General features: G+C 30.7%; 16 protein-coding genes. All 16 read left to right on the forward strand.

The window, feature by feature from the left end:
• Nucleotides 1-4: 4 nt before the first annotated feature.
• The 16 genes from wecB to spoVAE all read left to right on the forward strand — a co-directional run bounded on the left by wecB (nt 5) and on the right by spoVAE (nt 15,788).
• Nucleotides 5-1,057: a non-hydrolyzing UDP-N-acetylglucosamine 2-epimerase gene (gene wecB / locus B2P65_RS02630; RefSeq protein WP_346879542.1), complete on the forward strand. Its 1,053-nt coding sequence runs from the start codon at nt 5-7 to the stop codon at nt 1,055-1,057.
• 22 nt (nt 1,058-1,079) lie between these two features.
• The gene (locus tag B2P65_RS02635) at nt 1,080-2,300 is read left to right on the forward strand and encodes a glycosyltransferase family 4 protein (RefSeq protein ID WP_346877778.1); all 1,221 of its coding nucleotides are present in this window, start codon (nt 1,080-1,082) and stop codon (nt 2,298-2,300) included.
• Between the two features lie 12 nt (nt 2,301-2,312).
• Nucleotides 2,313-3,482, forward strand: a complete 1,170-nt coding sequence (locus B2P65_RS02640) for a DegT/DnrJ/EryC1/StrS aminotransferase family protein (RefSeq protein ID WP_346877779.1) — start codon at nt 2,313-2,315, stop codon at nt 3,480-3,482.
• Nucleotides 3,483-3,722: 240 nt separating this feature from the next.
• Nucleotides 3,723-4,376, forward strand: a complete 654-nt coding sequence (locus tag B2P65_RS02645) for an exopolysaccharide biosynthesis polyprenyl glycosylphosphotransferase (RefSeq protein ID WP_346877811.1) — start codon at nt 3,723-3,725, stop codon at nt 4,374-4,376.
• Between the two features lie 183 nt (nt 4,377-4,559).
• A complete protein-coding gene (locus B2P65_RS02650) occupies nt 4,560-5,444 on the forward strand; it encodes a DMT family transporter (protein WP_346877780.1) in 885 nt (294 codons plus the stop codon).
• A 366-nt stretch (nt 5,445-5,810) separates the two neighbouring features.
• A complete protein-coding gene (locus B2P65_RS02655) occupies nt 5,811-6,944 on the forward strand; it encodes a glycosyltransferase (protein ID WP_346877781.1) in 1,134 nt (377 codons plus the stop codon).
• Between the two features lie 310 nt (nt 6,945-7,254).
• On the forward strand, nt 7,255-8,778 hold the full coding sequence (gene hutH / locus B2P65_RS02660; protein ID WP_346877782.1) for a histidine ammonia-lyase: 1,524 nt from the start codon (nt 7,255-7,257) through the stop codon (nt 8,776-8,778).
• A gap of 116 nt (nt 8,779-8,894) precedes the next feature.
• Entirely contained in the window at nt 8,895-9,791 is an 897-nt protein-coding gene (gene ftcD, locus B2P65_RS02665; protein WP_035134405.1) for a glutamate formimidoyltransferase, read from the forward strand.
• Nucleotides 9,792-9,813: 22 nt separating this feature from the next.
• Complete coding sequence (hutI, locus tag B2P65_RS02670; RefSeq protein ID WP_346848629.1) at nt 9,814-11,070, forward strand: imidazolonepropionase; 1,257 nt, start codon at nt 9,814-9,816, stop codon at nt 11,068-11,070.
• A gap of 17 nt (nt 11,071-11,087) precedes the next feature.
• The gene (locus B2P65_RS02675) at nt 11,088-11,723 is read left to right on the forward strand and encodes a cyclodeaminase/cyclohydrolase family protein (RefSeq protein WP_346848630.1); all 636 of its coding nucleotides are present in this window, start codon (nt 11,088-11,090) and stop codon (nt 11,721-11,723) included.
• Between the two features lie 410 nt (nt 11,724-12,133).
• Complete coding sequence (spoIIAA, locus tag B2P65_RS02680) at nt 12,134-12,469, forward strand: anti-sigma F factor antagonist (protein WP_035134409.1); 336 nt, start codon at nt 12,134-12,136, stop codon at nt 12,467-12,469.
• 17 nt (nt 12,470-12,486) lie between these two features.
• Nucleotides 12,487-12,918, forward strand: coding sequence for an anti-sigma F factor (spoIIAB, locus tag B2P65_RS02685; RefSeq protein ID WP_035134411.1), 432 nt, complete (start codon nt 12,487-12,489; stop codon nt 12,916-12,918).
• 9 nt (nt 12,919-12,927) lie between these two features.
• Nucleotides 12,928-13,683: an RNA polymerase sporulation sigma factor SigF gene (gene sigF, locus B2P65_RS02690; protein WP_035134413.1), complete on the forward strand. Its 756-nt coding sequence runs from the start codon at nt 12,928-12,930 to the stop codon at nt 13,681-13,683.
• A 266-nt stretch (nt 13,684-13,949) separates the two neighbouring features.
• Nucleotides 13,950-14,402 (forward strand): stage V sporulation protein AC, encoded by a 453-nt coding sequence (spoVAC, locus tag B2P65_RS02695; protein ID WP_346848631.1) that lies wholly within the window; start codon nt 13,950-13,952, stop codon nt 14,400-14,402.
• A 4-nt stretch (nt 14,403-14,406) separates the two neighbouring features.
• A complete protein-coding gene (gene spoVAD, locus B2P65_RS02700) occupies nt 14,407-15,426 on the forward strand; it encodes a stage V sporulation protein AD (protein ID WP_150844476.1) in 1,020 nt (339 codons plus the stop codon).
• Nucleotides 15,427-15,428: 2 nt separating this feature from the next.
• Nucleotides 15,429-15,788 carry a stage V sporulation protein AE gene (spoVAE, locus tag B2P65_RS02705; RefSeq protein WP_346848632.1) on the forward strand — a complete coding sequence of 120 codons (360 nt, stop codon included), beginning with the start codon at nt 15,429-15,431 and terminating at the stop codon, nt 15,786-15,788.
• The last annotated feature ends 41 nt before the right edge of the window (nt 15,789-15,829 follow it).

Raw genomic sequence — 15,829 nt, forward strand, 5'->3', positions numbered from 1 at the left:
AATTATGAAAATAATAACAGTTATTGGAGCTAGACCTCAATTTATTAAAGCTGCGGCAGTATCTAATAAGTTAAGAGAAAAACATGAAGAAATATTAGTTCATACAGGGCAACATTACGATGAAAATATGTCAAAAATATTTTTTGATGAATTAAACATACCTTACCCTAATTATAACCTTTCAGTTGGATCTGGAGGACATGGAAAGCAAACTGGAGAGATGATGACAAAGCTAGAGGAAATATGTGTTAAAGAAAATCCCGACATGATTTTAGTATATGGTGATACAAATTCTACTTTGGCCGGAGCATTAGTTGCAAGTAAAATGTTAATTCCTGTAGTTCATGTTGAAGCAGGACTTAGGAGCTTTAATAAAGCTATGCCAGAAGAACAGAATAGAATACTTACAGACCATATATCATCCAAATTGTTTGCACCTACGGAAACAGCTATTAGAAACTTAAAAAATGAAGGTATAGTAGAGAATGTATATAATGTGGGAGATGTAATGTTTGATGCAGTTCTTCATTTTGGTGAGATTGCTAAGAAAAACAGTACAATAATTGAAAGATTGAATTTAAGGGACAAAGAATTTATATTAACTACAATACATAGAGCTGAAAATACTAATAATATTTCAAGATTAAAAAATATAATAGAAGCCCTTAATGCCAGTGAGAAGACTATAGTACTTCCATTGCATCCAAGAACTAAAAAGTATATGAGCGATTATAACTTAGAATTTGGTGACAATATAATAGTAATTGACCCAATAGGATATCTAGATATGCTTGCATTAGAAAGTAACTGTGTAAAAATAGTAACTGATAGCGGTGGAGTACAAAAAGAAGCTTTCTTTATGAAAAAACCATGTATAACTATGAGAGATGAAACTGAATGGGTGGAGACTGTAGAAAATGATTGGAATAGAATTGTTGGAACAGATAAAGAAAAGATACTAGATGCTATAGTTAATTTTATACCAAGCCAACCACAAATGGATATATTTGGAGATGGTAAATCATCTGAAAAGATTTGTAGCATTATAAAAAAATAAGATTGGTAAAGAGGGAATTCTAATGAAGATATTATTTTTAACTCAGTATTGTCCTCCAGAAGTAGGAGCTCCTCAGAATAGGATTTTTGAGTTTGCCAAACAATTAAAGAAATTTGGTCATGAGGTTACGATATTGACTGCTATGCCGAACTATCCAAGAGGAGAAATATTTGAAGAATATAGGGGCAAGAAGATAGTTAAAGAAACTATTGATGGAATAGATATAGTGAGAACAGGAATTTATGCTACTAAAAGTAAGGATTTTGTAAAGAGACTTAGAAATTATTTATCATTTACTTGGAGTAGTGTATTTAGTGGAGCAAAGCATATAGAAAAGCAAGATGTGATAATAACAGAATCACCACCATTATTTTTAGGCTGGTCAGGATATGTTCTATCAAAGATGAAAAAAGCTAAGTTTATATTCAATGTATCAGATCTATGGCCAGAGTCAGCAGTAAAATTAGGTGTTTTAAATAATAAAGCTATGATTAGAGCATCCACGTGGCTAGAAGAATTTTGTTATAGAAAGGCTGCAGCGGTTACAGGTCAAACTAAAGGAATTGTTGATAATATAGTTTCTAGAGGGTTTGATAAAAATAAAGTTCATATCATAACAAATGGTGTCGATACAGAATTCTTCAAAAAAGAAAATAGGTCGGAAGAATTTAGAGAGAGTATAGGAATAAAAAATAAATTTGCAGTTGTTTATGCAGGAATTCATGGAATTGCTCAAGGACTTGAAGTATTAGTCGATGCCGCTGAAATCATAAAAGAAGAAAAGGAAATACAAATTGTATTTATAGGAGAAGGTCCAGAGAAGCCAATGCTTATGAATAAAGTTAAAGAAAAGAAGCTTGAAAATGTTAGTTTTTTACCTATGCAAGATAAAAAAGATATGCCAAAGATTATAGCTTCAATGGATGCAACTGTAGTACCATTAAAAAAATTAGATATATTTAAAGGTGCACTACCATCAAAGATGTTTGAAAACTTAGCTTCAGAAATACCTATTGTATTAGCTGTTGAAGGTGAGGCAGAAAATTTAATTAATGATGCACAAGCTGGGATTGTGGTTGAACCTGAAAATTCAAAGGAAATTGCAAAAGCAATTTTAAAGCTACATAAAAATAAAGAACTAAGAGAAGACCTAGGAAAAAATGGAAGAAGTTATGTTATGAATAATTTTTCTAGAGAAGCGATTGCAAGAAAACTAGAAAATATATTACTAGACTTAAAGTAAGGAGGAATTAATATGGTTAGAAAAAGAGAAACATTTTTACCTTATTCAGTACCACTAATTGATGATGATGACATAAATGAAGTAGTAGAAACATTAAAATCAGGATGGGTAGCTAAGGGGCCTAGAACTATTGAATTTGAGAAGAGATTCGCAGAATATACAGGTGCAAAATATGCTATCGCTATGAATTCAGCTACTGCTGCATTACATATTGCTTTAATAGCTGGAGGAGTTAAACCAGGAGATGAAGTTATAACAACTCCAATTACTTTTGCAGCTACAGCCAACACTATAATTCATGTAGGTGCTAAACCTGTATTTGTAGATATAGATCCAAATACATTTTGTATAGATGCAAATAAAATAGAAGAGAAAATAACAGATAAAACTAAAGCTATAGTTCCGGTGCATTATACAGGTCATGCTTGTAATATGGACAAAATAAGAGCTATTGCTGAAAAATATGACCTTTTTGTATCTGAGGATGCAGCGCATGCCATTGATACTTACTATAAAGGTGATTTAATAGGAAAAAAAGGCGACTGTGCATCCTTTAGTTTCTATGCAACTAAAAATATATGTACAGGTGAAGGCGGAATGCTTACTACTAATAGAGAAGATATAGCTGAAAAAGCAAGGATTATATCAACTCATGGGATGAGTAAAGCTGCATGGAATAGATATGGAAAAGGTGGAACTTGGAGATATGATATAGAATATCCAGGGCATAAGTACAATATGTTTGATATTCAAGCTGCTCTGGCTAAAACACAAATGAATAAATTAGATTTCATGCAAGATAGAAGAAAAGAGATTGTAAAAAAATATGAAGAGGCGTTCTCTAATCTAGATGGAATTAAACTTCCACCAGAAGCAGAGTATACTACTCACTCATGGCACCTTTATGTAATAAGATTGGAATTAGATAAACTTACAATTGATAGGGATGAATTTATAGAACTTATGGCGGAAGCTAATATAGGCACTAGCGTTCACTTTATACCTGTACATTTAATGAGTTATTATAGAGAAACCTATGGATATAAAGAAGGTGATTTACCAATTGCTGAAAATTACTTTGACACTATAGTTTCATTGCCATTATATCCTAAGATGACAGATGAAGATGTTCAAGATGTAATTAATGTAGTTACAGATATTATAAAAGAGAATCACAAATAAATATATTTAATATAGTATTGAGTATATCTAAATTTAAGGACTTAGTTCTTTTAAGTAGGATTAAGTTCTTAAATTATAAATCTTTAAAAATAATTAAAATTGTATGAAATATGAGCTTTAATATCTATAATCTATAATATATATTGACATAATATAAATTAATAAATTCATAATAATTAAAAAATATTTTTTTTATCAAATAAATGATATAATAGTTTTGTGTTCGTACAAGGAGGAATTATTTTGGAGAACAATATAGTAATAGATGTAAAGGAAAAAATCGAAAATAAGCGATTTCAGTTTTTTGTGAAAAGGGTTTTTGATATTATATTGTCACTTATAGGAATAATAATATTGTTGCCTATATATTTAATTATCGCTATTGCGATAAAATTAGATAGTAAAGGCCCAGTGTTATTTAAACAAGTTAGAGTAGGGAAGAATAGAAAAGATTTTGTTATATATAAATTTAGAACTATGGTAGTATCAGCTGAAAGTAAAAGGGAATTACAGATAGACCCAAGTAATATGGATAATTTTGTATTTCAAAGTAAAAGCGATAATAGAGTTACAAAGGTTGGCAGCTTTTTAAGAAATACTAGCCTTGATGAGATACCTCAATTATTTAATGTTTTGTTTGGTGACATGAGCCTGGTTGGGCCTAGACCTGAAATACCTGATGTTGTAAAGTATTATCCAGAAAATTATTACCAAAGATTACTAGTATTACCTGGAATAACAGGTCTTGCACAAGTCAGTGGAAGAGGCGAGATAGAATTGGGAAAAACCATTTATTATGATTTAACCTATATAAGTAATTTTTCAATATGGAATGATATAAAAATATTATTTACTACTGTTTTTAAAGTATTTAAGAGAGATGGCGCTTTTTAAGAGAGAATTAGTAAAATAAAGGTATTAGAGCTAGGGTTATAGATAAAAATATGCAGTTATAAATAATAATAGCACGAACACAAATATAAATAGTAGTAGCTATAAATATAAAATTAATTTCTTATATTCCTTTCATGGTACAGAATTTTAGCATGTACTATGAGTTAGGAGGGGGGAAAAAATATGGACAAGAGTAATGAAAAAATAAAAGGAATTTTTTACATTACCATAGCATCGATAGCTTTTGGGGTAATGCCAATATTAGCTAAATTAGCATATAAAGGTGGAGCAAATCCAATAAGTACTTTGGCATTAAGATTTACTTTTGCATCAATAATACTTTATATATATATAAAAAATAAAAATCTTTCACTTAAATTAAATAAGGAACAAATAAAGCTTATATTGTTTTTAGGAGTAGTAGGATATTCAATGACATCCATACTATTATTTTTAGCCTACAATTATATAGATGTAGGTATAGCAGGAATGATACTACATACATATCCTTTAATGGTTATGATCTTATCTATAGTAATATATAAAGAAAAGTTTAAGATGAAAAAATTTCTCTATTTAATTATAACTACTATAGGTGTATTTATAATGTTGGATGTCAATGTTGGAAATGTTAATAATATAGGTGTGATACTAGTTTTATTATCTGCTCTTTGCTATGCAATATATGTCATTGGAGCTTCTAATGAGAAACTTAAAAATATAAATAGCTTTGTTATAACCTTTTATATATCTATAATTTCTGCAGTTGTTGGAAGTGGTACAGGAGTCATAACTAGTAGCTTTAATAGCACTATAAATTTTTATGGAATTATATCTATATTACTAATTGCATTTATATCTACTGTGGTTGCTTTGATGGCATTTTTAAGAGGAGTAAAACTCATAGGACCAACAAACTCAGCAATCTTTGGCGCTTTAGAGCCTATAGTATCTTTAGTTTTAGGTGTAATTGTTTTAGGGGAAGCCATATCTATTAAGATAATTATAGGTAGTGTTATTATTATATTAGCTATGATTGAGCTAGCTAAGGATACTGTTAGAAATTAAGAGTTACTTTATCAAAATGATTGGATCACTTTGATAAGGTGATTTTTTGTAATTATGGATTCATAAATAGATAGAAATTTGTCGCATATATGAGTTATAATTATATAGTACGATATATAAGATTCAATAAATAGATTTTATCAATGCTACTTAATATAGTTAGATTAAAGATTAATACAGGTATAGAAACTTAATTGAAATTATTATATGTAGAATAAAGAGTAACATATACTAGTGGATTATAGTATGGTGGATTTTATATAAATTAAGAATAGTATAGAATTAAAATAAATAAATATTTCTCTGAAATTTTACTTTAGAAGACTAATAGATTTAATTCTATTATATAGAATAAAGGAGTTTTATATGAATGTATTGATATTACCAGCGTGGTATCCAAATAAAAAAGATTATGTTGGAGGTATATTTATAAAAGAACAGGTTAAAGCTCTTAAAAGTGTTGGTATTAATCCAATAGTATATTATCCTTTTGATAATGAAATTTTACCTAATGATTTAAGGTTAAATATAGAAGATACAATTAAGGTATACAGGGCTAATACAGATTATATGAAAAATAGTAAATTATCTAAATTTAATAGCTTTAAAAATTCCATTAGAGATCTAAAAAAAATAGTTAAAGATAATAGTATTGATTTAATTCATGCACATGTTGGATATCCAGCAGGTGTTATAGCATATTTACATTATCTTACGAATAAAAGCATACCATATATTTTAACGGAGCATAGATCAAATACAAGGGAATTTGCTGCTAGGTTCTATAATGGAATTCTAAAAAGAGTATACTTAAACGCTAAGAGTGTCATAACTGTTAGTGAATTTTTAAAAAAAGAACTTGAAAATTTAGAATATGTTTTTAATGGTAAGGTTATAGGAAATGTAGTAGATATTCCTAAAGAAAAAGTTGTTTATAATCCTATAAAAGAAAAGGTGACTATACTTTTTATTGGAAGTATGAAGGAAAATGAAGTTAAAGGAATAAAATATCTTATTCCAGCACTAGCTAGATTTATTAAAAATATATCTCTTAAGGTTAATGTTTTATTTATAGGAGAAGGCACATATAAAGAGAGCTATGAGAATCTTGCTCAGAATTTTGGAATAAAGGATAATTGTACTTTTATTGGAAGTATACCAAATGAAAGTGTTGGAGAATATATAAAAAGAAGTAATTTTGTAATATCATCTAGTATAAAGGAAACTTTTGGAGCAGTCCTCATTGAGAGTATGAGTTATGGAAGACCAGTTCTTGCTACCAAGTGTGGCGGACCTCAAGAATTTGTTAATGAATTCAATGGTATATTGGTAGAAAAAGAAAGCGTAGATGAGTTATATTATGGAGTGAATAAAATGGTAAAAAATTATTCTCAATTTTCTAGTGAAGATATAAAGAAATATGTAGAGGATAATTATTCATTAAATGTTATAGGTGAAAAATTGAAAAAAGAGTATGAAGTAATATTAAAATCTATATAAAATTATTTTATTATAAATATAAGTAGATTAACTAAGTATATAATGTATATGAAAATTTAGGAGTTACTGTATCAGAGTGATTTAAATATCAATGTGGTACAGTATTTTTATTGCTAAAATATTAGAAGTAATCATCCATGTATGAGATTTATATAAATTTATCATAAGGATGATAATGCTCCTTTAGTAAGTTAAAATGATAATACATTAAAAATATTCATAATATTCAGACGTAACAATTAAAAGGTTATTTTGATTTTATAAAGAATAGTAATTATATAGGAAAATATATTGTAAAGGGGAGATATTAATGAATAAAGTAATAATCAATGGAAATGACTTAAGACTTGAAGATATAGTAAATGTGGCTAGAAATAATTATCAAGTTGAGCTTAGTGAAGAAGCCATAAAAAGAGTAGAAAAATCTAGAGAAATTGTAGATAAAATTGTTGAAGAAGATAGAATAGTCTACGGAATAACTACAGGGTTTGGAAAATTTTCTGATGTATCTATATCAGGTGAAGATTGCAAAACTCTTCAAAGAAATTTAATTATATCTCATGCTTGTGGCTTTGGAAACAGCCTTGATACAGATATAGTGAGAACAATAATTTTGCTTAGAGCTAATGCTTTATCCAAAGGATATTCAGGAATAAGATTATCAACACTACAAACCTTGGTGGCTATGCTAAATAAGGGAGTTCATCCAGTAATACCAGAGAAAGGGTCTTTAGGAGCATCCGGTGATTTAGCACCATTATCTCATATGGTATTACCAATGTTAGGAGAAGGAGAAGCTGAGTATCAGGGTAAAATAATAAGTGGTAGAGAAGCTATGAATAAAGCTGGTATAGAAGTAGTTCAATTAATAGCTAAAGAAGGTCTTGCATTAATTAACGGTACTCAAGTTATGACTGCTGTTGGAGCTTTGGCTTTATGGGATGGAATAAACTTAATTAAGAGTGGCGATATAGCTGCTGCATTAACAGTAGAAGCACTAAGAGGAATAAGAGATGCGTTTGATTTAAGAACTCATAACATACGTCCTCATGAAGGGCAAATTGAAACAGCAAAGAACATATTAGCTTTAGTAGATGGAAGTTCTCTTGTGACATCTCAAGGGGAAATTAGAGTACAGGATGCATATACTTTAAGATGTATACCACAAATTCATGGAGCTTCTAAAGATGCATTAAATTATGCAAAACATAAAGTAGAAATAGAGATTAATTCAGTAACAGATAATCCAATAGTAACAGAGGAAGGAGACGTTATTTCAGGAGGAAACTTCCATGGTCAACCTATGGCATTAACTTTTGACTTCTTAGGTATAGCTATGAGTGAAATTGCCAATGTATCTGAAAGAAGACTTGAAAGATTAATTAACTATCAATTAAATGATCTTCCAGCTTTTCTTGTTAAACATGGTGGCCTAAATTCTGGATTTATGATAACTCAATATGCAGCAGCAGCTTTAGTTTCTGAAAATAAAATCCTTGCTCATCCTGCTAGTGTTGATTCAATACCTTCTTCTGCAAACCAAGAAGATCATGTTAGCATGGGTACAATAGCAGCTAGAAAGGCAAGGGATATAATAAGAAATGCAGAGAGAGTCGTAGCTACTGAAATTTTAGCTGCATGTCAAGCTATCGATTTTAGAGAGGATTATACTTTAGGTAAAGGAACTAAGGTTGCCTATGAATCAGTTAGAAACGTAGTTAACTTTATAGAAAATGATGTAGTTATGTATAAAGAGATAGATAAGGTTACAGATCTTCTTCGTAGTGGAGAACTAGCTAATAAAGTTGAAGAAGTAGTTAAGGTTAATTATTAATGCAACCCTAAAGACTTTAAAGAATTAGTATATTATAATTTAAAAATAAAAAGTGATACCAATATCTATAAATACAGGTATTGGTATCAACTACAAATAAATAGGAGGAGTTAATTATGGCAAGAATAGTAGAATGTATACCTAACTTTAGTGAAGGTAGAGACAAGGAAAAAATTGAAGCTATAGTAAATGTATTTAGAGGAGTAGAGGGAGTAAAGTTACTAGACTATTCTAGTGATGCAGACCATAATAGATCTGTTGTTACTGTGGTAGGAGAACCAGAAGCTCTAGAGAAAGCGATAATAAATATGGCAGAAAAGGTTTATGAAAATATAGATATGAGTGCTCATACAGGAGCTCATCCAAGAATGGGTGCTCTAGATGTAGTTCCATTTGTACCTATCGATGGAATTACCATGGAAGAGTGCGTAGAAATAGCTAATAGAGTTGGTAAAGTAATTGCAGAAAGATTTAATATTCCAGTATATTTATATGAAAAAGCTGCTACAGCTTCACATAGAGAAAATTTAGCAACGGTAAGAAAAGGTCAATATGAAGGCTTCTTTGAAAAAATAAAAGAAGATAAATGGGCACCAGACTATGGTCCAAAAGAAGTTAATGTTAAGGGTGGATGCGTTGCTATTGCTGCAAGACAACCTTTAGTAGCCTTCAATGTAAATTTAGGAACAGACAATTTACAAATAGCAGATACTATTGCTAAGACAGTTAGACATTTAGGTGGTGGATTAAGATTTGCAAAGGCTATGGGAGTAATGCTTGAAGATAGAAATATAGCACAAGTATCTATGAACTTAGTAAATTATGAAAAAACAGCAGTATACAGAGCTTTTGAAATGGTTAAGATGGAAGCAAAACGCTATGGAGTACCAGTAGTTGGTAGTGAAGTTATAGGACTTGTACCAATGGCTGCTTTAATCAATAGTGCTGAGTACTATCTTCAAATAGAGAATTTCTCCATGGATCAAATACTAGAAAGAAGAATAAGCGAATAAAATAGCTTAGGAGTTGAAAGACATGTCTATATTAATTAGGAATATTGATTGCTTGGTTACCTGTGAAGGTAGCCATAGAAAAAAAGGCAAGGAAATGAATGATGCCAATATTATAGAAAATGGTTTTGTATTTATAGAAGACGATATAATATCTGCTGTAGGAAAAGATGAGGAATATAAATCCTATATAGATGAAGATACCATAATTATTAGTGGTAAAGGCAAAACAGTTACACCGGGACTTGTAGATCCCCATACTCATTTAGTTTATAGTGGAAGTCGTGAAAATGAATTACCTCTAAAATTAAACAAGGTAGGATATATTGAAATCCTAAATATGGGTGGAGGAATATTAAGTACCGTAGAAAACACTAGAAAAGCATCTCTAGATGAATTAGTAGCAGAAGCTAAAAGTAGACTTAATATAATGTTAAATCACGGTACAACTACTGTAGAGAGTAAATCAGGCTATGGTTTAGACTTAGAGACCGAGAAAAAAATATTAGAAGTAAATAAAAGATTAGATAAGACTCATCCAATAGATGTGGTATCTACTTTTATGGGAGCCCATGCTATTCCTAAGGAATATAAAGGTGATAGAGAAGGTTTTATAAAACTTATAATGGAAGAAATGATACCAGGTATAGCAAAAGAAAATTTAGCAGAATTTATAGATTGCTTCTGTGAAGAAGGAGTATTCACTACTGAGGAATGTAGAAAAATCCTTGAAAAGGGTAGAGAATATGGAATGAAACTCAAGCTTCATGGTGATGAAGTTGAATCTGTTAAGGGAGCAGAGCTTGCAGGAGAGTTGAAATGTATTTCAGCAGAGCATTTAATAGCAGCTTCGGATGAAGGAATAAAGGCTTTAAGTGAAAATGATGTGGTAGCGGTATTATTACCATCTACAGCTTTCTATTTAATGCTTGGTAAGTTTGCAAGAGCAAGAGATATGATCGATAATAACGTGGCCGTTGCACTTGCTACAGATTGTAACCCAGGAACATCTCCTACTGAATCCATGCAAAATGTTATGACCTTTGCATGTTTCGGAATGAGAATGCTTCCTAATGAGATAATCAATGCTATGACTATAAATGCAGCTTGTGCTATTAATAGAGAAAAATCTGTAGGTTCTATAGAAAAAGGTAAAAAGGCCGATATAGCTATATTTAATAGCAAAAACTTAAATTATCTAGTTTATCACTTTGGAATAAATTCTATAGACAAGGTAATAAAAAATGGTAAGATAGTTGTAGATAGAGAAAAAAATAAGTAATTACAGGAGGAATATTTATGTTAGATACAAAAACTGTGAGAGAGTTTATTGGAGAATTAGGTTCAAATTCACCAGCTCCAGGTGGTGGAAGTGTAGCAGCTCTTTGTGCATCATTATCTAGTGCATTATCATCAATGGTTTTTAACTTAACTGTAGGCAAAAAAGCTTATGAAGCATTAAATGAGGAAGAAAAAGCATTAGTAAATAAATATTTAGAAGTATCAGGAAGAGAAAAGGATGAATTCTTAGACCTTATGAATGAAGATACAGAAGCTTTCAATGAACTTATGGCTGCATTTAAAATGCCTAAGGATACTGATGAAGAAAAGGCTGCTAGAAGTAGTAAAATACAATTAGGGTATAAGGCAGCAACACAAGTACCATTAAAAGTAGCAAGAAGATCCTATGAAATTTATGAAGGAATTCTTGTATGCGTTAAATATGGTAATAAAAACGCTATTTCTGATGGTGGTGTAGCAGCATTATTGGCTCAAAGTGCTATAGAAGGAGCAATTTTAAATGTAAAAATAAATCTTTCTTCTATAAAGGATGAAGCTTATACAGAGGAAATTAGAAGTGAATTAAAAAAATTAAGTGAAGATGGTATGAAAAAGCAAAAAGAGATATTAGCTATTGTAAATCAACATATGTAGCTTAAGATAATTACAAACACTATATAAAAGAGAATGTCTCAGGGAAGAATATCCATTGAGTGCATTCTCTTTTTTAATAAGATTATATTTATAAATATAGTTATAAATATGAAGAACTCACTAAATAATTTTTAAATTAATAAGATACAGAGAAGCGATACCACTAATTTTTATTACGCTAAGTTGCTAAGTTTTAAATCAATATTATTTGTGCAAATATGAAAATTATGCTTAAATGTAAAATAATGAAGGCGATGAATGTAAAAATATGTTGACAAGTAAATATTTTTGTATTAAATTTCTCAAATAAATTTTGGAAAAAACTGTAACGGATTAACAATATAGTGTATAATTAGTGTATGTTCTAAATGTAAAAATTTATGAATATAATATAGGTTGGAGGGAAGCGTATGTTACTTAGGTTTGAACCATTAGATGACAAAATCGTAGTTACACTTCAAGGAGAACTTGATCATCACAGTGCAGAAGAAGTTAGAACTAGGATTGATGATATTTTAGATAAAGATGGATATAAGGCTTTAATTTTCAATTTTTCTGGTGTGAATTTTATGGATAGTTCAGGAATTGGAGCAGTAATAGGAAGATATAAGAAGATGTCCTTAAGGGGTGGCAAGGTGTGCTTAACAAATGTTACACCTACAGTTAAGAGAATATTTGAACTTTCAGGTATGTTTAAAATAATTTCAATGTATGAAAATGTTGAAGAAGCACTAAGGAACATTTAGTGGGAGGAATTAATGATATGGAAAATAAAATCAAAGTTGAATTTAGTAGTTTATCTAAAAATGAAAGCTTTGCAAGAGTTGTAATAGCAGCTTTTGCTGCGCAGTTAGATCCTACATTAGACGAGCTTAGTGATATAAAAACTGCAGTATCAGAAGCAGTTACCAATGCAATTATTCATGGCTATGGCAATGAAAGTGAAGGTAACTTTGTAAAATTAGAGGCTACAATTATTGAGAATGAGTTTACAGTAAAAGTAATAGATAATGGTGCGGGAATAGATAATGTAGATATGGCAATGCAACCTCTATATACATCTAGACCTGACCTAGAGAGATCAGGAATGGGCTTCACAGTTATGGAAACTTTTATGGATAGCCTAATAGTAGAATCTGTAAAGGGTGAGGGAACAACTGTAACAATGAAAAAAGCTTTCAACACTGTAAGATAGGTGAAAAATATGAGTGAGAAAATTCATAGAAATAATAACTATAATTATGACGATAATAAGGAACTTATAAAACGGGCTAAAGAAGGAGATAATGAAGCTTTAGAATATTTAACAGAAATGAATTTACCTTTAGTTTCTTCTATAAGCAAAAAGTTTTTAAATAGAGGCTATGAGTACGATGATATATTTCAAATAGGATGCATAGGCCTAGTGAAAGCTATAAATAACTTTGATGAGAACTTTAATGTAAAATTTTCTACATATGCTGTTCCAATGATTATAGGAGAAATAAAAAGATTTTTAAGAGATGATGGAATGATAAAGGTAAGTAGAAGCATTAAAAATACGGCTAGAAAGTTACACTATGATAAGGATGCATTAACCAAAGAACTCGGAAGAGAACCCACCATTGAAGAATTATCAGATTATTCAAAAGTAGATAAAGAAGATATAATCACTGCACTAGAATCTGCTAGTAGCATGCAATACTTATATGACACTATTCATCAAGATGACGGAGCTCCAGTATTACTTATAGATAAGCTTAGTGAGGATTATGAAGAAGATAATGAGGTAATTGATAAGCTAGCATTGAAGGAAGCCTTAAATAAATTGGATGTTAAATCAAGGCAAATTATAATACTTAGATATTTTAAAGATAAAACTCAAATTCAAGTAGCTAAGATGATGGGCATAAGTCAAGTACAAGTTTCTAGAATTGAAAAAAAAGTTCTAAAAATTATGAGAGATAGGCTATCTGGGTAAACAGAGTTCTTAGCTTCTTCTAAGGTTAGAAATCGTTATCCAGGGACGTAGCAGCTCTTTACTACCAATTTGAAAAAGATGGGAGTATTAGAGCTGATAGTCATCGGGTAAACAGAGTTCTTAGCTTCTTCGAAGGTTAAAAAAATCATAAGTTTTTAATTTGTAAATTTGAAAAAGATGCGTAAGCATCTTTTTTTGTTTAAATTTTAGTAAAATGCAGATACTATCATTAATACTTTTACAATTTTGATGTTAGGAGGATAATAATGAAAGTAAAAGAAACTAAAATAAAAGCTAAGTTTCAAAATGTATATGAAAGTTCCAAACCTAAACCTACTATATTTAAGAATTCTTTCAGAGCCTTTTGGACTGGTGGATTAATATGTGTAGTTGGAGAGATTATTTTTAAAACATTGATTTATTTAGGTCAAGATAAATTACAAGCTACTGCATGGGAAACAGTTATTATGATATTTCTAGGAGCCCTTTTAACAGGGATAGGTATATATGACAGAATTGGAGATTATGCAGGAGCTGGATCGGTAGTCCCAATAACAGGCTTTGCAAACTCTATTGTATCACCAGCCATAGAATTTAAAAAAGAAGGATATGTGTTTGGAGTTGCATCAAAGATGTTTACTATAGCAGGACCAGTGCTTGTTTATAGCATTAGTGCCTCTGTTATACTTGGAATATTATATTATATTTTTAGGTGGTAATAATATGGGAAGAAAAGTAGGATTACAAACAGTAGAATTATTGACAAAACCAAGACTTATAGCTACATATACCGTTGTTGGTCCCAAAGAAGGGGAAGGTCCATTAAAGGATAATTTTGACGAGATTCTAGAGGATGATTTATGTGGTTGTAAGACCTTTGAATCGGCAGAAAGTAAAATGCAACTACATGTAGTTCAAGAAGTACTTAAAAAAGCACACCTTAAAGAACAAGATATCTCTTATGTTTTTGCCGGGGATTTAATAAATCAATTAATGCCATCTTGTTTTATGGCAAGAGAAGTAGATATTCCATTTTTGGGTTTATATGGGGCATGTTCAACATTTATAGAAGCACTTTCACTAGCATCAATATGTTTAGAAGCAGATATAGGTAATCATATGATGGCAGTATCTTCATCTCATTTCTCATCATCAGAGCGTCAGTTTAGAGTACCTCTAGAAATGGGAAGTCAACGAGCTCCATCATCTCAATGGACGGTTACAGGTGCAGCAGCGGTGGTATTAGCTAAAAAGGGAAACAATGTACCTCGTGTAACTCATATTACCCTTGGTAAGGTAAAGGATTATGGAATAACTGACCCTAATGAAATGGGAGCAGCCATGGCTCCAGCAGCAGTTGATACTATAAAACAACATTTTCAAGACACAGGTAGAAAGCCTAGTGATTACGACATCATTGTCAGTGGAGATTTAGGTTCTGTTGGTAAGCAAATAACTACTGAGTTATTAAAGGAATATGGCTATAATATAGGATCAAATTATATTGATTGTGGTGATGAAATATTTGATTGTAAATCACAGAGTACCAACTGTGGAGGTAGTGGAGCAGGATGTTCTGCTACAGTTATGAGTAGTATGATTTATAAAGGAATGATACAGAAAAAGTATAAAAAGGTGTTACTAATTGCTACAGGAGCTCTTCTAAGCACCATATCTAACTATCAAGGTGAAACTATACCAGGTATAGCCCATGCCATTGCTCTAGAGTTTGGGGGTGAATAAATATGTGGGGAGATTTTCTAAGGGTTTTTGTAGTTGGTGGAATCATTTGTGTAATAGGTCAAGTTTTAATGGATACCACAAAATTAACTCCATCTAGAATATTAGTTATCTTTGTAGTATCAGGGGTAGTTCTTCAAGGATTTGGCATATATGAAAAGATAGCTGAGATTGGTTTATCGGGAGCTAGGATTCCTCTACCTGGATTTGGATATTCCTTAGCTAAAGGTGTTATGGAGGAAGTTGATAAAAATGGTTTATTAGGAATTGTTACAGGAGGTGTAAGTGCTACTTCTGCAGGTATAGCGGCTGCTGTAGTATTTGGATACCTAATGTCAGTACTATTTGACTCTAAAACGAAGTAAAGCATATAAAAAGTCTTCTCAAATTTGTGTATTTGAGAAGA

Origin of the sequence: Clostridium sp. UBA3061 (assembly GCF_002367465.1) — a bacterium.
GTDB classification, from domain to species: domain Bacteria; phylum Bacillota; class Clostridia; order Clostridiales; family Clostridiaceae; genus Clostridium_J; species Clostridium_J sulfidigenes.